The organism is Pseudomonas oryzihabitans, assembly GCF_007665395.1.
GTDB classification, from domain to species: Bacteria; Pseudomonadota; Gammaproteobacteria; order Pseudomonadales; family Pseudomonadaceae; genus Chryseomonas; species Chryseomonas psychrotolerans_C.
The window spans coordinates 139,686-157,773 of sequence record NZ_VDND01000009.1 but is presented as its reverse complement, the minus strand read 5'-3'; the positions used below and the strand labels follow the sequence as shown (position 1 = coordinate 157,773).

Sequence of the window (18,088 nt, the reverse complement as noted above, 5' to 3'; positions counted from 1 at the left end):
CATGGGCGTTTCGCCGGCTGGCGGCGAGCGCCGGGCAGGTGGCTGTCTCTGCTAGACTGGGCGCCATTTTTCGCGGAGAAACCCATGGCGCTGCTCAAGTTCACCAACGTATCCCTGGCCTTTGGCGTCACCCCCTTGCTGGACGGGGTGTCCTGGCAGATCGAACGGGGCGAGCGGGTATGCATCATCGGTCGCAACGGCACCGGTAAATCCAGCCTGCTGCGCATCGTCAAGGGCGAGCAGCAGGCCGACGACGGCGAAGTCTGGCGCGCCCCGGCGATCAAGATCGGCGAACTGCCGCAGGAATTGCCACGCGCCGACGACCGCACCGTGTTCGACGTGGTGGCCGCGGGCCTGGCCGGGGTCGGCGAACTGCTCGCCGAGTATCACCACCTGACCCAGGACACCAGCGGCGAGCTGGACATGGACCACCTCATGCGCGTGCAGCAGGAGCTGGAGGCGCGCGACGGCTGGCGCCTGCAGCAACTGGTGGACAGCACCCTGAGCCGGTTGCAACTGCCGGCCGAGAAGACCCTGGCCGAACTTTCCGGTGGCTGGCGCCGGCGCGTGCTGCTGGCCCAGGCGCTGGTGGCCGAGCCCGATCTGCTGCTGCTCGACGAACCCACCAACCACCTGGACATCGGCGCCATCGCCTGGCTGGAAGAGGCCCTGCGCGGCTATCCCGGTGCCGTGCTGTTCATCACCCACGACCGTGCCTTCCTGCAGGCCCTGGCCACCCGCATCCTCGAACTGGATCGCGGCAACCTGATCGACTGGCAGGGCGACTACGCCAGCTTCCTGGTGCACAAGGAGCAGCAGCTGGCGGCGGAAGAAACCGCCAATGCCCTGTTCGACAAGCGCCTGGCCCAGGAAGAGGTGTGGATCCGCCAGGGCATCAAGGCCCGGCGTACCCGCAACGAAGGCCGCGTCCGCGCCCTCAAGGCCATGCGCAACGAACGCAGCGAGCGGCGCGAACGCCAGGGCAAGGCCAACCTCCTGCTGGAGACGGCCGACAAGTCCGGCAAGCAGGTCATCCTCGCCGAGCACATGAGCTACGCCCATCCCGGTGGCGAGCCGCTGATCCGCGACCTGACCCTGCTGATCCAGCGCGGCGACCGCATCGGCCTGCTCGGCCCCAATGGCTCCGGCAAGACCACCCTGCTCAAGCTGCTGCTGGGCGATCTGCAGCCCACCGCCGGCACGATCCAGTACGGCACCAAGCTGGAGATCGCCTATTTCGACCAGCTGCGCCTGCAACTGGAGCCGGAAAAGACGGTGATCGACAACCTTGCCGAAGGCCGGGAATTCATTACCATCAACGGCCAGGACCGCCATGTGCTGAGCTACCTCGGCGACTTCCTGTTCAGCCCCCAGCGGGCGCGGACCCCGGTCAAGGCGCTGTCCGGCGGCGAGCGGGCCCGGCTGCTGCTGGCCAAGCTGTTCAGCAAGCCGGCCAATCTGCTGGTGCTGGACGAACCCACCAACGACCTCGACGTCGAGACCCTGGAATTGCTCGAAGAGGTGCTGCTGAGTTTCGAGGGCACGGTGCTGATGGTCAGCCACGACCGGGCCTTCCTCGACAACGTGGTGACCAGCACCCTGGTGTTCGAAGGGGAAGGGCAGGTACGGGAATACGTCGGTGGCTACCAGGACTGGCTGCGCCAGGGTGGCTCGCCACGCCTGCTGGGTGTGCAGACCCGCGAGGACAAGCCGGCGCAACCGGTCGCCAAGGTCGAGCCGGCACCGGTGGCAGCGCCCGTAGCCGCCGCAGCGGCACCGGCCAAGCGCAAGCTCAGCTACAAGGAGCAGCGTGAGCTGGATGCCCTGCCAGCCGCCATCGAAACCGCGGAGATCGAGCTGGAAGCCTTGCAGACCGCCATCGCCGATCCGGGCTTCTACCAGCTGCCGGGCGAGGTCACCCAAGCCAAGCTCGCCCGCATGGACGCGTTGCAGGCCGAGCTGGACCGCCTCATCGAGCGCTGGGCCGAGCTGGAGTAATCCAGCCCGGCTGCGGGATCAGGCTTTGTCTTTCTTCAGGGCCACCGCCAGGGTATCGCAGGGCGCGCCGTGCAACAGGTCGTTGGACGTCGAGCCCAGCAGCAGTGCCAGGCCGTGACGCCCATGGCTGCCGACCACGATGAGGTCGCAACCCTGTTCCTTGGCCATGCGGTGGATTTCCTGGCGCGGTTGGCCGTAGGCCAGCACGCAGTTGCCGGCCAGTTCCGCGTACTGGGTGGTGAAACCGTCCAGTCGCTCGCGGGCTTGCTCGATCTGCTGCTGCTGCAACGACGACAGGTCCATGGGCACGTCACCGCCAAAGGCCATGGCCATGGGCTCGACCACGTGCACCAGCGACACCTTGCTGCCACAGCACTGACCCAGGGCAACCGCCCGGCGAATCACCGGCTGGCAATCTTCGGTCAGGTCGACGGCGACCAATATGTGTTGGTAGGCCATACACATCTCTCCTTCATGATGGGGCGCCAGGCCGTACCGTGGCTGGCGCTCGATTCGCGGGCTTCAGGCACTGACTGGGCAGAACCGGCAATTCGCGCGGCGGCTGGTCAGGCAGACTCTCGCCCACTTGTAGTTTCGACTCCAGGAGTCGGGGATAGCTCCACGGCTATCTTGCACAGAAGCGCGACAAGCTCAAGCGCCCGCCGTTGGAACCTCCGGCCGCGCTTTCCCCCTGCGTCCCAATTGACAAGCGCCCGCTTTTGCCAGAAGGTTGTGCGAGCCGTTCAAACGGTTGTATGAATTTTCGCCCCGGCCCGGCCGGTGCCCTCCACAGAACAATATCGGGGCTGGCGATCCTCGGCTTCCAGCTGAAGCTACCGCCCGCCTCGCGACCAGGACTCAAGGGAGACCCGCTGATGATTTTCGAAGGCAAAGCCCTTTCGGTGCGCGACGTGGAGGACGGCATCGCCGAACTTCGCTTCGACCTCCAAGGCGAATCGGTCAACAAGTTCAGCGCCATCACCCTGCGTGAATTCCGCCAGGCCGTGGATGCCCTGAAAGCCCACGCCGGCCTGCGCGGCGTCATCGTCACCAGCGGCAAGGACGTCTTCATCGTCGGCGCCGACATCACCGAATTCGTCGAGATGTTCGGCCGGCCGACCGCAGAGCTGCAGGCCGGCATCGCCGAGATCAATCGCATCTTCAACGACTTCGAAGACCTGCCGGTCCCCACCGTGGCCGCGGTGGGCGGCATCGCCCTGGGTGGCGGCTGCGAGATGACCCTGGCCGCCGACTACCGGGTACTGAGCACCGCGGCGCGCATCGGCCTGCCGGAAGTCAAGCTGGGCATCTACCCGGGCTGGGGTGGCACCGTGCGCCTGCCGCGCCTGATCGGTAGCGACAATGCCATCGAATGGATAGCCTCCGGCAAGGAAAACGACGCCGCCACCGCCCTCAAGGTCGGCGTAGCCGATGCCGTGGTGGCCCCCGAGCACCTGTTCGACGCCGCCCTGGACCTGGTCCGCCGCGCCGCCGCCGGCGAGCTGGACTACCGCGCCAAGCGCAAGCCCAAGCTGGAGAAGCTGCAGCTCAACGCCATCGAAGCCATGATGGCCTTCGAATCGGCCAAGGGCTTCGTCGCCAGCCAAGCCGGCCCGCACTATCCGGCGCCGCTGGAAGCCATCAAGGCCATCCAGAAGTCCGCCAACTACGGTCGCGACAAGGCCCTGGAAGTGGAAGGCGCCGGTTTCGCCAAGATGGCCCAGACCTCGGTCTCCGCCAGCCTGGTGGGCCTGTTCCTCAACGACCAGGCGCTCAAGCGCAAGGCCAAGGGGCTGGAGAAGCTGGCTGCGCCGGTCAAGCTCACCAGCGTCCTGGGCGCCGGCATCATGGGTGGCGGCATCGCCTACCAGTCCGCGCTCAAGGGCACCCCGATCCTGATGAAGGACATCCGCGACGAGGCCCTGGAACTGGGGCTGAGCGAAGCCAGCAAGCTGCTCAACAAGCGCGTCGAGAAGGGTCGCCTGGAGCCGGTAAAGATGGCCGAGGCGCTCAATCGCATCCGCCCGACCCTGTCCTATGGCGACTTCAAGAGCGTCGACCTGGTGGTCGAGGCCGTGGTGGAGAATCCCAAGGTCAAGCAGGCCGTACTGGCGGAAGTGGAGGGCCAGGTGCGTGAGGACGCCATCCTCACCTCCAACACCTCGACCATTTCCATCAGCCTGCTGGCGCAGGCGCTCAAGCGTCCGGAAAACTTCTGCGGCATGCACTTCTTCAACCCGGTGCACATGATGCCCCTGGTGGAAGTGATCCGCGGCGAGAAGACCAGCGAGAAGGCCATCGCCACCACCGTGGCCTATGCCCGCCAGATGGGCAAGAACCCCATCGTGGTCAACGACTGCCCCGGCTTCTTGGTCAACCGCATTCTATTCCCCTACTTCGGCGGCTTCGCCGCGCTGCTGGCCCAGGGTGCCGACTTCCAGCGGGTTGACCGGCTGATGGAGAAGTTCGGCTGGCCCATGGGCCCGGCCTACCTGATGGACGTGGTCGGCATGGACACCGCCCACCACGCCCGCGACGTCATGGCCGAGGGTTTCCCCGAGCGCATGAAGGAAAGCCGCAAGACCGCGGTGGACGCCCTCTACGAAGCCCAGCGCTTCGGCCAGAAGAACGGCAAGGGCTTCTACGTCTACGAGACCGACAAGAAGGGCAAGCCGAAGAAGGTCGCCGACCCGGCCGTGGCCGAGGTGCTGGCACCGGTCACCTACGAACAGCGTGAATTCACTGATGAAGAGATCGTCGAGCGGATGATGGTGCCGCTGTGCCTGGAAGCCGTGCGCTGCCTGGAAGACGGTATCGTCGACAGCGCCGCCGAGGCCGACATGGGCCTGATCTATGGCATCGGCTTCCCACCCTTCCGCGGTGGTGCGCTGCGCTACATCGACAGCCTCGGCGTGGCCGAATTCGTCGCCATGGCCGATAAGTACGCCGACCTCGGGCCGCTGTACCACCCGACCCCCAAACTCCGCGAAATGGCCGCCGCCGGCCAACGCTTCTTCGGTTGAGCCAGGAGCCAGAACAAGATGAGCCTTAATCCGAGAGACGTCGTCATCGTCGACTTCGCCCGCACGCCCATGGGCCGATCCAAGGGCGGCATGCACCGCAACACCCGCGCCGAGACCCTCTCCGCGCGGCTGATCGACGCCGTGCTGGAGCGCAATCCCCAGGTCAATCCGGCCGAGGTGGAAGACGTGATCTGGGGCTGCGTCAACCAGACCCTGGAGCAGGGCTGGAACATCGCCCGCATGGCGTCGTTGCTGACCCGCATTCCCCACACCAGCGGCGCCCAGACGGTGAGCCGCCTGTGCGGCTCGTCCATGAGCGCCCTGCATACCGCCGCCCAGGCGATCCAGACCGGCAACGGCGACGTCTTCGTCGTCGGCGGGGTGGAGCACATGGGCCACGTCGGCATGATGCACGGTGTCGATCCCAACCCCCAGCTGTCGCTGCACGCCGCCAAGGCTTCCGGCATGATGGGCCTGACCGCCGAGATGCTCGGCAAGATGCACGGCATCACCCGCGAGGCCCAGGACCAGTTCGGCTATCGCTCGCACCAGCTGGCCTGGAAGGCTACCCAGGAAGGCAAGTTCAAGGACGAGATCATTCCCCTGGAAGGTCACGACGAGAACGGTTTCCTCAAGGTCTTCAGCCATGACGAAACCATTCGCCCGGAAACCACCGTCGAGGGCCTGGCCGCGCTCAAGCCGGCCTTCAATCCCAAGGGCGGCACCGTGACCGCGGGGACGTCCTCGCAGATCACCGATGGCGCCTCCTGCATGCTGGTCATGTCGGCCCAGCGCGCCCAGGACCTGGGCCTGCAGCCGCTGGCCAGGATCCGCTCCATGGCAGTAGCCGGCGTCGATCCGGCGATCATGGGCTACGGGCCGGTGCCGGCCTCGCAGAAGGCGCTCAAGCGCGCCGGCCTGACCATCGCCGACATCGACTTCATCGAGCTCAACGAAGCCTTCGCGGCCCAGGCCCTGCCGGTGCTCAAGGACCTCAAGGTACTGGACAAGATGGACGAGAAGGTCAACCTGCACGGCGGCGCCATCGCCCTGGGTCACCCCTTCGGTTGCTCTGGCGCCAGGATTTCAGGCACGCTGTTAAATGTCATGAAACAGAACGACGGCACCTTCGGCCTGGCCACCATGTGCGTGGGTCTCGGCCAGGGCATCACCACGGTATTCGAACGCCTGCGCTGATCCGCGGCGCGCGTCATCCGACCGGGGCGCCCCCAGGGCCGCCCCGGTTTTCTTTTTTCGAGGTGGAACATGGCATTGCAGACGGGACTCTACCGCCACTACAAGGGTCAGCAGTATCGGGTGCTGGGCGTGGCCCGGCATTCGGAGACCGAGGAAGAGCTGGTCATCTATCAGGCGCTGTACGGCGAATATGGTCTCTGGGCCCGGCCCCTGAGCATGTTTCGCGAGAGCGTCCAGGTGGATGGCGAGCAGGTGCCGCGCTTCGCGCTGATCAGCGTCGAAGCCGATCCCTTGGGTCTGGATGCCAAGACCCAGCCTTGACCTTGCCGACATCGCCACTATATATAGCGGTGCCGCGTTGGCCGACCGCCCCCGGCGCACCAGACTGAAATCGGTCCGGTCCTCCATTCGCCGCTACGGCGCTCGCCTTTCGCTCGCTCATCGCTTTCAAGCAGGAATCTGACTCTCCCATGGGTAAATCGCTGGTCATCGTGGAATCCCCGGCCAAGGCCAAGACCATCAACAAGTATCTGGGCAACCAGTACGTGGTGAAGTCGAGCATCGGCCATATCCGCGACCTTCCCACCAGCGGCGCCGGCACCGCCAAGGAGCCCGCCGCCAAGACGCGCAAGACCGCCGCCGAGGCGCCCGCGCTGTCACCCAAGGAAAAGGCCCGGCGCCAGCTGTTCACGCGCATGGGGGTCGACCCCGAGCATGGCTGGAAGGCGCACTACGAGATCCTGCCCGGCAAGGAAAAGGTGATCGAGGAACTGCGCCGGCTGGCCAAGGACGCCGACACCGTCTATCTCGCCACCGACTTGGACCGCGAAGGGGAGGCCATCGCCTGGCACCTGCGGGAAGCCATCGGTGGCGACGACTCGCGCTACAAGCGCGTGGTCTTCAACGAGATCACCAAGAAGGCCATCCAGGAGGCCTTCTCCCAGCCCGGCGAGCTGGACATCAATCGCGTCAACGCCCAGCAGGCGCGTCGCTTCCTCGACCGCGTGGTTGGCTACATGGTCTCGCCGCTGCTGTGGTCGAAGATCGCCCGTGGCCTGTCCGCCGGTCGGGTGCAGTCCGTCGCGGTCAAGCTGGTGGTGGAGCGCGAGCGCGAGATCCGCGCCTTCGTCCCCGAGGAATACTGGGAAATCCACGCCGACCTGGCCACGCCGAAAAAGGCCCAGGTGCGTTTTGAGGTGGTGCGCGAGAAGGGTGAAGCCTTCAAGCCGCTGAACGAAGCCCAGGCCAAGGCCGCCCTGGCCAAGCTGGAAAAGGCTGCCTATCGCATCGCCAAGCGCGAAGACAAGCCGACCAGCAGCAAGCCCTCGGCACCCTTCATCACCTCCACCCTGCAGCAGGCGGCGAGCAATCGCCTGGGCTTCGGGGTGAAGAAGACCATGATGATGGCCCAGCGTCTCTACGAGGCCGGCTACATCACCTACATGCGTACCGACTCGACCAACCTCTCGGGCGATGCCATCGCCATGGCCCGCGGCTACATCGAGAGCGAGTTTGGCAAGCAGTACCTGCCGGAAAAGGCCAATGTCTACGGTAGTCGCGAAGGCGCCCAGGAGGCTCACGAGGCCATCCGTCCGTCCGATATCAACGTCAAGCCCAACAGCCTGTCGGGCATGGAGCGCGACGCCGAGCGCCTGTACGAACTGATCTGGCGCCAGTTCCTGGCCTGCCAGATGCCACCGGCCGAATACCTGTCCACCACCGTGACCGCGGCGGCGGGCGACTTCGAGTTGCGCGCCCGTGGCCGCATCCTCAAGTTCGATGGCTACACCCGCGTGCTGCCGCAACAGAGCAAGCCGGGCGACGACGATGTCCTGCCCGAGATGAAGCAGGGCGAAGACCTCGGCCTGGTCAAGCTCGACCCCAGCCAGCATTTCACCAAGCCGCCGGCGCGCTTCTCCGAAGCCAGCCTGGTCAAGGAGCTGGAGAAGCGCGGCATCGGCCGGCCGTCCACCTATGCCGCCATCATCTCCACCATCCAGGATCGCGGCTACGTGACGGTGCACAATCGCCGTTTCTATGCCGAGAAGATGGGTGACATCGTCACCGATCGCCTCAACGAAAGCTTTGCCAACCTGATGGACTTCAGCTTCACCGCCAACATGGAAGGCAACCTGGACAACGTTGCCCAGGGCGAGCGGGACTGGAAGAACCTGCTCGACGAATTCTATGGCGACTTCAAGCAGAAGCTGGAGACCGCCGAGGCCGGCGAGAAGGGCATGAGGGCCAACCAGCCCACCCTGACTGACATTCCCTGCCAGGTCTGCGGCCGGCCAATGATGATCCGCACCGCCTCCACCGGGGTCTTCCTCGGCTGCTCGGGCTATGCCCTGCCGCCCAAGGAACGCTGCAAAGCCACCATCAACCTGGTGCCGGGCGACGAGATCGCCGAAGACGACGAGGGCGAATCCGAGTCCCTCGTCCTGCGCGGCAAGCACCGTTGCCCCATCTGCAGCACCGCGATGGACGCCTACCTGATCGACGAGCACCGCAAGCTGCACGTCTGCGGCAACAACCCCGACTGCCCGGGCTACGAGATCGAAGAGGGCAGCTATCGCATCAAGGGCTACGAGGGTCCGTCGCTGGAATGCGACAAGTGTGGCAGTGAGATGCAGCTCAAGACCGGTCGCTTCGGCAAGTTCTTCGGCTGTACCAACCCGGCCTGCAAGAACACCCGCAAGCTGCTCAAGAACGGCGAGCCGGCCCCGCCGAAAATGGATGCCGTGCCCATGCCGGAGCTGCGCTGCGAGAAGGTCGACGACACCTATGTGCTGCGTGACGGAGCCTCGGGCCTGTTCCTGGCCGCCAGTGGTTTCCCGAAGAATCGCGAGACCCGCGCGCCGCTGGTCAGCGAATTGCTGCCCCATCGCGACGAGATCGATCCCAAGTACCATTATCTGCTCAGTGCCCCGGTGAAGGATGGCGAGGGGCGTCCGGCGGTGATCCGCTTCAGCCGCAAGACCAAGGAGCAGTACGTGCAGACTGAGGTCGAGGGCAAGCCCACCGGCTGGAAGGCCTTCTACGACGGCAAGAAGTGGCAGGTGGAAGAGAAGCGCTAGGGCTGAGTCGACCCTGGCGGGAGAGAAACCGACCGGTGCGCCGGTCGCAGGAGAAGGGCATGGCCAACGAGCGTTACACCCGGACCAACCAGAAGCTCTACTTCGCCGGCCTGGCACTGGACAGCTGGCGCTCGGCCCAGGCCGCGCCCACGGCGCATAGCCAGGGGCGCATCATGGCCGAACGCGAAGCCTGCCTGTTCCACCTCCACGGAGCCCTGCTGGGGCTCTGCCAGGAGGTGGCGGGTTTCTATCGGCATCCCACCATGGAGGCCACCTCGCTGGCGGTGTTGCTCTCCCCCGAGGCGCTGCACGAGACGCCCAGTCCGGAGATGGGTGAACTGGCGGAGTTGGCCGGTAACCCGGAAACCTGGCTCGCGCGATTGATCGCCGAGTACCAGCGCCTGTTGCAGCCGCCCCAGGCAGCTCGTCGGCCCAAGCAGGACCCGACGCTGCCGCTGATCGAAGCGGTCAGTCTCGAGCCGGCCGAGCCGGAACTGGGCCTGGACGAGGTGGAAGCCTGGCGCCAAAGCCTCAAGCAGACGGCACTCCGCTTTCGCGGCGCCATGACCGAGTGGTAGGGCGCGCGGCCCTGGTAGCTCGTCCTCAGCGGCCTTCAGGAAGAGGGCCTTGCAGACCGTCGAAAAAGGCTCAGGCAGGTCAGCCTCTCAGACCCCACGCTGTTACACTGTTCGCTTAGCTGTGGAGATACTGAATGACTACTGCCTACCTGGAAATCGTTGAACTTTCCGATGGTCGCATCGTGTTGCGCCGTGCGGACGACGAGGAAGCCCTCGTTACCCTGGAGTTCTCCAGCGATGCCAAGGATTTCCTGCACGGACAGCAGATCGAGGTGGCCAAGGCCATGTTCAACCTGGGCGTGCAGATGGCCGGTCGACTGGCCGAAGGCGATAGCCTGCAACGCGACGATCAACCGCGCGTCCTGCACTGATCCCTTACCGAGATACCGGCATTCTGTCCTGGAATGCCGTCCCTACGCCTCGTACCGCCCGCCTTCCATTACGCGAATCTGATGTTCAGGCTCTGGCTATTGCCCTGGGCCGCGGCGCGCGCCAATTGCTGCTTGCCCGCGTCACTCAGGTCGTGCAGCCAGCTGATCACCGTATGGCTCTGGCCCTTGCGCAGTACCTCGCAGGCCAGTTGCAGCGTCTTGGCCGCACTGGGCGTCTGCAACAGGAGCACGCGCTCGGGATTCAGGTGGGTGCTGCGCAGCCAGGCATTGCTGAGCAGTGAGGGCGGGGTGACCAGGGTCAGCCAGCGCGCATCGTCCTTCTCGCTGAGTTGCCGCAGGATGGGTGCGAGCAGTTGCAGGCACTGCTCCTGGCTACCGTGCAGGGACATCTCGCTGAAGGTGTCCGGCAGCGCAGCGACCGGCAGTTCCCGTACCGGCTTGCCGGGCTTGGGCAGGAAGGCGGTCAGCTCCTGCAGCAGCAGGGGGGCCAGCTCCCGCTCTTGAACGGACGAGCGCGGTGCATCGAACATCAGGGGAAATTGCATGGCGACCTCCTCGAGGCGACTTGATCAAATCCACTTGAGGTCATGTACCACCACTACATGACGTCAATGTTCTCCGCCTGGTCTTGAGCGCTTTCTGGAGCGCGAACCGATACCCCCGATCAAGACTTCGGCGCAAGGCGAACAGCGGGTAAATAGGGGCTGGCGGTGAGGCCAGCCCTGGACGTCAGCGGCGGATGACGCCGACGCTCAACCCTTCGATGGCGAATTCCTGAGTGGAAAGATCGACTTCGATGGGGGAGAACTCGGGATTTTCCGCCAGCAGGGTGACCTGGTTGCCCGAGCGCTTGAATCTCTTCACGGTGACCTCGTCGCCCACCCGGGCCACGACGATCTGGCCGTTGTGCACCTCGCGGGTCACATGCACGGCGAGGAGGTCGCCATCGAGGATGCCGACGTCCTTCATGCTCATGCCCTTGACCCTGAGCAGGTAGTCGGCACGCGGCTGGAAGAACGCCGGGTTGATGGCGCAATTCTCCTCGACGTTCTGCTCCGCCAGGATGGGCGCACCGGCCGCGACCCGACCGATGACCGGCAGGCTCTCGTCGGCCTTGCGCGTGGTATCCAGGCCTGGAATGCGAATGCCCCGGGAGGCGCCCGGCGTCATCTCGATGGCGCCCTTGCGGGCCAGGGCCTTGAGGTGTTCCTCGGCCGCATTCGGCGATTTGAAACCAAGCTCCTGCGCGATCTCCGCGCGGGTGGGCGGAAAGCCATTGGCTTCGAGGCAACGCTTGATGAAGGCCAGGATCTCGGCTTGTCGCGGTGTCAGTTTCAGCATGATGCACGTCGCGTCGTCTAATGATGCTGTGATTATATACAGTAACTTCGGGTGGCAGGCAAGGCCGTCGCCCAGGCTTCTGACGACAGGCTGGACTGCGCTCCCGTGGCGGCCAAGGGGGGACGGGCACGCTACCCCTGGCCAGTTTCCCCGGCGTCTGGCGCCAGGCCGACATTGACGCCGATAGCGTTTGAAACATATGTTTCAAACGGAATTCATCTACCGAGGCAGATCATGGCGCAGTCGGATACCGTTGAGCGCATTCTGGATGCGGCCGAGCAGCTGTTCGCCGAGCGCGGCTTCGCCGAAACCTCGCTGCGGCTCATCACCACGCGGGCCGGGGTGAACCTGGCGGCCGTCAACTACCACTTCGGTTCCAAGAAGGCGCTGATCCAGGCGGTGTTCTCGCGCTTCCTCGATCCCTTCTTCTTCAATCTGGACCGGGATCTGGATCAGTGGCAGCCGCAGAATGGCGAGCAGATGAGCCTGGAGATGCTGCTGAATCTGCTGGTCGACCACTCGATCGCCATCAAGCCGCGGCACGGCAACGATCTCTCGGTGTTCATGCGGTTGCTGGGCCTGGCGTTCAGCCAGAGCCAGGGCCACCTGCGCAAGTATCTCGAGCAGAACTATGGCCGCGCCTTCCGCCGCTTCCTGTTGCTGATGAATCATGCGGTACCCGAGATCCCGCCGCTGGAGCTGTTCTGGCGCGCCCACTTTATGCTCGGCGCCGCAGTGTTCAGCATGTCCGGCATCAAGGCGCTGCGCGCCATCGGCGAGAACGACTTCGGCGTCGATACCCATACCGAGCAGGTGCTGCGGCTGATGGTGCCCTTTCTCGCCACCGGCATGCGCGCGCCCACCGCGATGCACGAGCCCGAGCTGGCCCGGGCCCAGTATCGGCCACGGCGCTCGACGCCCGTCGAGGCGGCCGAGACCTACTAGGCTGCAGCGCTGGCAAAGCCTGGGTTAAGCTTGCGTCCCTTTCGCGGCGCCGGGCGCCGGAGCATTCGGACGAGGTACCCATGCAAGGCTCCCTGATGGTCGATATCGCTGGCACCTGGCTTACCGCCGAGGATCGCCAGCTACTACGCCAGCCGGAGGTGAGCGGGCTGATCCTGTTCGCCCGCAACATCGAAACCCCGGGCCAGGTGCGCGAGCTGAGCCGCGCGATCCGTGCCGTGCGGCCGGAACTGTTGCTGGCGGTGGACCAGGAGGGCGGCCGCGTGCAGCGCCTGCGGCGCGACGTGGTGCGCCTGCCCGCGATGGGCCAGCTGGGCGGGCGGGCGGACAGCGTCGAGCTGGCGCGGCTCTGCGGGTGGCTGATGGCGACCGAGATCCTGGCGGTGGGGCTGGACTTCAGCTTCGCCCCGGTACTGGACGTCGACTACGGGCGCAGCCAGGTGATCGGCGCCCGCTCCTTCGGTGGCGCCGAGCAGGTGATCGAACTGGGCGGCGCCTTCATCGCCGGCATGAATGACGCCGGTATGGCCGCCACCGGCAAGCACTTTCCCGGACACGGCTGGGCCGAAGCCGATTCCCACTACGCCATTCCCACCGACGAGCGCGACCTGGAGACCCTGCAGCGTACCGATCTGCGGCCGTTCCAGGCGCTGCTGCCGAAGTTGGGTGCGGTGATGCCCGCTCACGTCATCTACCCCGCAGTGGATTCCCAGCCGGCCGGGTTTTCCCGGCGCTGGCTGCAGGAGATCCTGCGCGGTGAGCTGGAGTACCAGGGCGTCATCTTCAGCGACGACCTGTCGATGGCTGGCGCCCACGTCGCCGGCGATGCCGGTCAGCGGGTCGAGGCGGCGCTGGCCGCCGGCTGCGACATGGGCCTGGTCTGCAATGACCGCGCTGCGGCCGAGCTGGCCCTGACCCGAGTCCAGCAGTTGGGCGTCGCACCCGCACCACGGCTGGCCAGCATGAGGGCCCGTCGCCACGTCGATCTCGATTACCGGCAGCAGCCGCAGTGGAGCCAGGCTCTGCAGCGGTTGCGCCAGGCTGAACTCATCTAAGAGTCTATTCAAAGCGCTGCTGCGCGTCGGCCAAACCGCGTTAAAAATGCCTTCGGAATGCTCATTTACCACACGTAAACTCCGCTTCCTCAGGCATTTTCGCCTTGTTTGTCTCTAGCTCGCGAGCCTTTGAACAGGCTCTAAGGACATTCCCATGACCACCTACGCCATCATCGGCGGCACCGGCCTCACGGCGCTCGCCGGCCTGGAGCTGGACCAGGCCCAGACCTTCGACACGCCCTGGGGCGAACCCTCGGCGCCGGTACAGCGCGGCCACTATGCCGGCCGCCCGGTGCTGTTCCTGGCCCGCCATGGCCATCCCCACCGTATCCCGCCGCACCAGGTCAACTACCGCGCCAACCTCTGGGCGCTCAAGGAGGCCGGCGCTGAGGCCATCCTCGCGGTGAACGCCGTGGGTGGCATCCATGCCGCCATGGGCAGCGGGCACCTGTGCGTCCCCCACCAACTGGTGGACTACACCTGGGGTCGCGGCCACACCTTCTTCGAGGGCGCGGCGCTCGACCACGTCACCCATATCGACTTCAGCTTTCCCTACGACGAGCCCCTGCGCCAGCGGCTGCTCACCGCGCTGCGCAGGCTGCAGCTGCCGCACAGCGACCATGGCGTCTATGCCGCGACCCAGGGACCGCGCCTGGAAACGGCGGGAGAGATCGTCCGCCTGGAGCGCGACGGCTGCGATATCGTCGGCATGACCGGAATGCCGGAAGCGGCCCTGGCTCGCGAGCTGGGCCTGCCCTATGCCTGCCTGGCACTGGTGGTGAATCCGGCGGCCGGCAAGGTGCAGCGGGAGATCACCATGGCCGAGATCGAGGCCGTGCTGGCCAGCGGCATCGAGGAGGTGCGTCAGGTGCTGGCCGAGGTACTGACGGGCTGATCGGTAGAAGGAGCCGCTCCCGAGAGGTCCCGGGAGTGGCTCAGGCATCAGCTGGCGGCCGGCGTCAGCCGGTCGAACAAGGCTTCCAGCACGTTGAAGCGCTCCTCGGCGCGTTCCATCGGCACCTGGAACTTGAACAGGGTCGCGCCCTCCAGCCGGTACTTCTTCGGCTGCGCCTGGATCATCTTCACCAGCACCAGCGGGTCCACCTGGGTATCGGCGGCGAATTCCAGTCGCCCACCCTGGGGGCCGGCGTCCACCTTGACGATGCCCAGGCCTTCCGCGCGCAGCTTGAGCAGCGTCAGCCGTACCAGGTTCTTGGTCGGCTCGGGTAGCAGGCCGAAGCGGTCGATCATCTCCACCTGCAGTTCCTTGAGCGCTTCCTCGTCCGCCGCCGAGGCGATGCGCTTGTAGAGGATCAGCCGCGCATGGACGTCGGGTAGATAGTCCTCCGGGATCAACGCGGGAACGCGCAGGTTGATGTCCGGTCCGCCGCCCAGGGGTTTCTCCAGGTTGGGTTGCTCACCCTTGCGGATGGCCTTTACCGCGCGCTCGAGCATTTCCATGTAGAGGGTGAAGCCCACCGCCTGGATCTGCCCGCTCTGGCCTTCGCCGAGCAGTTCGCCGGCACCGCGGATCTCCAGGTCGTGGGTGGCCAGGATGAAGCCGGCCCCCAGGTCCTGGGCGCCGGCGATGGCTTCCAGGCGCTTCTCGGCGTCCGGAGTCATGCCCTTGCGCGGCGGGGTGAGCAGGTAGGCGTAGGCCTGGTGGTGACTGCGCCCGACCCGACCGCGCAGCTGGTGCAGCTGGGCCAGGCCGAACTTGTCGGCGCGCTCGATGATGATGGTGTTGGCGCTGGGCACGTCGATGCCGGTCTCGATGATGGTCGAGGCCACCAGCACGTTGAATCTCTTGTGGTAGAAGTCGCTCATCACCTGTTCGAGATCGCGCTCGCGCATCTGCCCGTGGCCGATGCCGACGCGGGCCTCGGGCACCAGTTCGGCCAACTCGCGGGCACGCTTCTCGATGGTCTTGACCTCGTTGTGCAGGAAGTACACCTGGCCACCGCGCAGGAGTTCGCGCAGCAGGGCTTCCTTGATCACCGCGTTCTGCTCCTCCATGACGAAGGTGCGCACCGAGAGGCGCCGCGCCGGCGGGGTGGCGATGATGGACAGGTCGCGCATGCCCGACACGGCCATGTTCAGGGTGCGTGGAATCGGCGTGGCGGTGAGGGTGAGGATGTCCACCTCGCTGCGCAGCGACTTGAGCTGTTCCTTCTGGCGTACCCCGAAGCGGTGCTCCTCGTCGATGATGGCCAGGCCCAGGTCCTTGAACTTCACATCGCCCTGCAACAGCTTGTGGGTACCGATGATGATGTCGATCTTGCCGTCGGCCAGCTCGCGCGCCGCGGCGGCGACCTCCTGGGTCGACTTGAAGCGGCTCATCACCTCGACGCGCACCGGCCAGTCGGCGAAGCGGTCGCGGAAGCTGTTGTAGTGCTGCTGGGCGAGCAGGGTGGTGGGCACCAGGACCGCCACCTGGCGGCCGCCGTGCACGGCGATGAAGGCCGCGCGCATGGCCACCTCGGTCTTGCCGAAGCCGACGTCGCCACAGACCAGGCGATCCATCGGCGTGCCGGCCAGCATGTCCTTGCGCACCGCCTCGATGGCGGCCTGCTGGTCAGGGGTCTCCTCGAAGGGGAAGCCGGCGGAGAAGGTGGCGTAGTCGACCGCCGGATCCTTGAACGCATAGCCCTTGCGCGCGGCGCGGCGGGCATAGATGTCGAGCAGCTCGGCGGCCACGTCCCGTACCTGCTCGGCGGCCTTGCGCTTGGCTTTCTGCCAGGCTTCCGAGCCGAGCTTGTGCAGCGGCGCCAGGGCGTCGTCGGTGCCTGAGTAGCGGGCGATCAGGTGCAGGCTGGCCACCGGCACATAGAGCTTGGCATCGTCGGCGTATTCGAGCAGCAGGAATTCCTGGGGCTGGTCGTCCAGCTCCAGGGTGATCAGGCCCATGTAGCGGCCGACGCCGTGGTCGATGTGCACCACCGGTGCGCCTTCGCGCAGCTCGGTCAGGTTCTTGATGACGTTGTCGCCGGCGTCGCGACCCTTCTCGCGGCGGCGACGCTGCATGATGCGCTGGCCGAACAGCGGATTCTCCGGGATTAGGGCAACCCCGGCGTCATCCAGCACCAGGCCTTCGTCCAGCGGCGCCAGGGCGATGGCGATGCGCTCGCCGCTGGCCTGGAAGGCCGCCCAGCCCTCGACCTGGCCGGGACGCAGATTCAACCGCGCCAGCAATTCCAGCAGCACCTCGCGGCGCCCCGCGCTTTCTGCGGTGAACAGCACGCGACCGGGGAAGTCGGTGATGAAGTGTTCCAGGGCGGCCAGCGGCTGGCTGGCCTTGGCGTCGATGGCCAGGTCGGGCAGTGCCCGGGCGGGGAAGCGCTCGCGGCCCACGCCGGACTCCAGGTCGTCCGCGCCTATGACCACCCGTGGCCAGTTCTTCAGCCGGGCGAAGCAGTCCTCCACCGGCAGGAAGACCTCGGCCGGGGGCAGCAAGGGTCGCTCCGGATCGACCCGGCGGTCCTCGTAGCGGGCACGCACGTCGGTCCAGAACTGCTCGGCCGCCTGCTCGATCCCCGGCAGGGAGAACACCTGGGTGTTGGCCGGCAGGTAGTCAAAGAGGGTGGAGGTCTCGTCGAAGAACAGCGGCAGGTAGTACTCGATGCCCGCCGGGGTGATGCCGCTGGCCAGGTCCTGGTAGATGGGGCAGCGGCGGTAATCCACGTCGAACCGCTCGCGGAAGCGCGCGCGGAAGCCGGTTACGGCTTCCTTGTGCAGCGGGAATTCCCGCGCGGGCAGGAGGCGGATGCTGTCGACCTTATCGATGGACCTCTGGGTCTCCGGATCGAAGGTGCGCAGCGTCTCGATCTCGTCGTCGAACAGGTCGATCCGGTAGGGCAGGCTGCTGCCCATGGGGAAGAGGTCGATCAGGGCGCCCCGCACGGCGAATTCGCCGTGCTCGTACACCGTATCCACATATCTATAGCCGGCCGCTTCCAGGCGCGCCCGGGTGGCCTCCACGTCCAGCCGCTGGCCGACGTCCAGCACCAGACTGCTGCCGAGCAGGAAACGGGTGGGTGCCAGGCGGTGTAGGGCGGTCGCCAGAGGGACTACCAAAATGCCGTGGGAGAGCTCCGGCAAGCGATAAAGGGTAGCCACGCGCTGGGAGATGATGTCCTGGTGAGGCGAGAAGACATCGTAGGGCAGCGTCTCCCAATCGGGGAAATTCAGCACCGGAAGTTCAGGGGCGAAGAAGCGCAGTTCCTGCTCCAGGCGATCGGCGGTCTGGCTGTCCTGGGTGATCAGCAGGGTGAAGCGGCGTGTCGCGGCCTTGGCGGCTTCAGCGATGGCGAGGGCTAGCGCGGCGCCGGGCAGGTTGCCCCACTGCTGGCGGCCGGCGGTTTCAGGAATTGACGGGGTACGCAAAACTGACACGCGGGCGGAACTCCGGTGGATTTCGGGAGGGTTGGGATTGTAACGACCGGGCATTCGCGCTGTCAGTGCAGC

At 66.0% G+C, this 18,088-nt stretch carries 14 protein-coding genes; 10 read left to right on the top strand and 4 right to left on the bottom strand.

Features of this window, described 5'->3' with window-relative positions:
* Positions 1-84 precede the first annotated feature (84 nt).
* Complete coding sequence (locus FSV73_RS18540; RefSeq protein WP_145009569.1) at positions 85-1,998, top strand: ATP-binding cassette domain-containing protein; 1,914 nt, start codon at positions 85-87, stop codon at positions 1,996-1,998.
* An 18-nt stretch (positions 1,999-2,016) separates the two neighbouring features.
* On the opposite strand, the gene FSV73_RS18535 is transcribed toward FSV73_RS18540, so the two are convergent.
* Positions 2,017-2,457: a universal stress protein gene (locus FSV73_RS18535; protein WP_007162381.1), complete on the bottom strand. Its 441-nt coding sequence runs from the start codon at positions 2,455-2,457 to the stop codon at positions 2,017-2,019.
* Between the two features lie 416 nt (positions 2,458-2,873).
* Here FSV73_RS18535 and fadB point away from each other — a divergent pair, with 416 nt between their 5' ends.
* From fadB to FSV73_RS18505, 6 genes are all read left to right on the top strand, one after another.
* Positions 2,874-5,021 (top strand): fatty acid oxidation complex subunit alpha FadB, encoded by a 2,148-nt coding sequence (gene fadB, locus FSV73_RS18530; protein ID WP_145009566.1) that lies wholly within the window; start codon positions 2,874-2,876, stop codon positions 5,019-5,021.
* Positions 5,022-5,039: 18 nt separating this feature from the next.
* Positions 5,040-6,218, top strand: a complete 1,179-nt coding sequence (fadA, locus tag FSV73_RS18525) for an acetyl-CoA C-acyltransferase FadA (protein WP_145009563.1) — start codon at positions 5,040-5,042, stop codon at positions 6,216-6,218.
* A gap of 69 nt (positions 6,219-6,287) precedes the next feature.
* Positions 6,288-6,539 (top strand): DUF1653 domain-containing protein, encoded by a 252-nt coding sequence (locus FSV73_RS18520; protein WP_186309269.1) that lies wholly within the window; start codon positions 6,288-6,290, stop codon positions 6,537-6,539.
* 149 nt (positions 6,540-6,688) lie between these two features.
* Positions 6,689-9,295 carry a type I DNA topoisomerase gene (gene topA / locus FSV73_RS18515; protein WP_145009560.1) on the top strand — a complete coding sequence of 869 codons (2,607 nt, stop codon included), beginning with the start codon at positions 6,689-6,691 and terminating at the stop codon, positions 9,293-9,295.
* Positions 9,296-9,354: 59 nt separating this feature from the next.
* A complete protein-coding gene (locus FSV73_RS18510) occupies positions 9,355-9,873 on the top strand; it encodes a DUF6586 family protein (RefSeq protein ID WP_145009557.1) in 519 nt (172 codons plus the stop codon).
* 134 nt (positions 9,874-10,007) lie between these two features.
* On the top strand, positions 10,008-10,244 hold the full coding sequence (locus FSV73_RS18505) for a hypothetical protein (protein WP_007162387.1): 237 nt from the start codon (positions 10,008-10,010) through the stop codon (positions 10,242-10,244).
* Between the two features lie 68 nt (positions 10,245-10,312).
* On the opposite strand, the gene sulA is transcribed toward FSV73_RS18505, so the two are convergent.
* Positions 10,313-10,810: an SOS-induced cell division inhibitor SulA gene (gene sulA, locus FSV73_RS18500; protein ID WP_145009554.1), complete on the bottom strand. Its 498-nt coding sequence runs from the start codon at positions 10,808-10,810 to the stop codon at positions 10,313-10,315.
* Between the two features lie 184 nt (positions 10,811-10,994).
* Entirely contained in the window at positions 10,995-11,606 is a 612-nt protein-coding gene (gene lexA, locus FSV73_RS18495) for a transcriptional repressor LexA (protein ID WP_145009551.1), read from the bottom strand.
* Positions 11,607-11,840: 234 nt separating this feature from the next.
* On the opposite strand from lexA, the gene FSV73_RS18490 reads away from it, so the two are divergent.
* The 3 genes from FSV73_RS18490 (at position 11,841) to FSV73_RS18480 (ending at position 14,519) form a co-directional block, all read left to right on the top strand.
* Positions 11,841-12,551: a TetR/AcrR family transcriptional regulator gene (locus FSV73_RS18490; protein ID WP_145009548.1), complete on the top strand. Its 711-nt coding sequence runs from the start codon at positions 11,841-11,843 to the stop codon at positions 12,549-12,551.
* A gap of 80 nt (positions 12,552-12,631) precedes the next feature.
* Positions 12,632-13,624: a beta-N-acetylhexosaminidase gene (nagZ, locus tag FSV73_RS18485; protein ID WP_145009545.1), complete on the top strand. Its 993-nt coding sequence runs from the start codon at positions 12,632-12,634 to the stop codon at positions 13,622-13,624.
* Between the two features lie 154 nt (positions 13,625-13,778).
* Complete coding sequence (locus FSV73_RS18480; protein WP_145009542.1) at positions 13,779-14,519, top strand: S-methyl-5'-thioinosine phosphorylase; 741 nt, start codon at positions 13,779-13,781, stop codon at positions 14,517-14,519.
* Between the two features lie 47 nt (positions 14,520-14,566).
* On the opposite strand, the gene mfd is transcribed toward FSV73_RS18480, so the two are convergent.
* The gene (gene mfd / locus FSV73_RS18475) at positions 14,567-18,016 is read right to left on the bottom strand and encodes a transcription-repair coupling factor (protein ID WP_145009539.1); all 3,450 of its coding nucleotides are present in this window, start codon (positions 18,014-18,016) and stop codon (positions 14,567-14,569) included.
* Between the last annotated feature and the right edge of the window lie 72 nt (positions 18,017-18,088).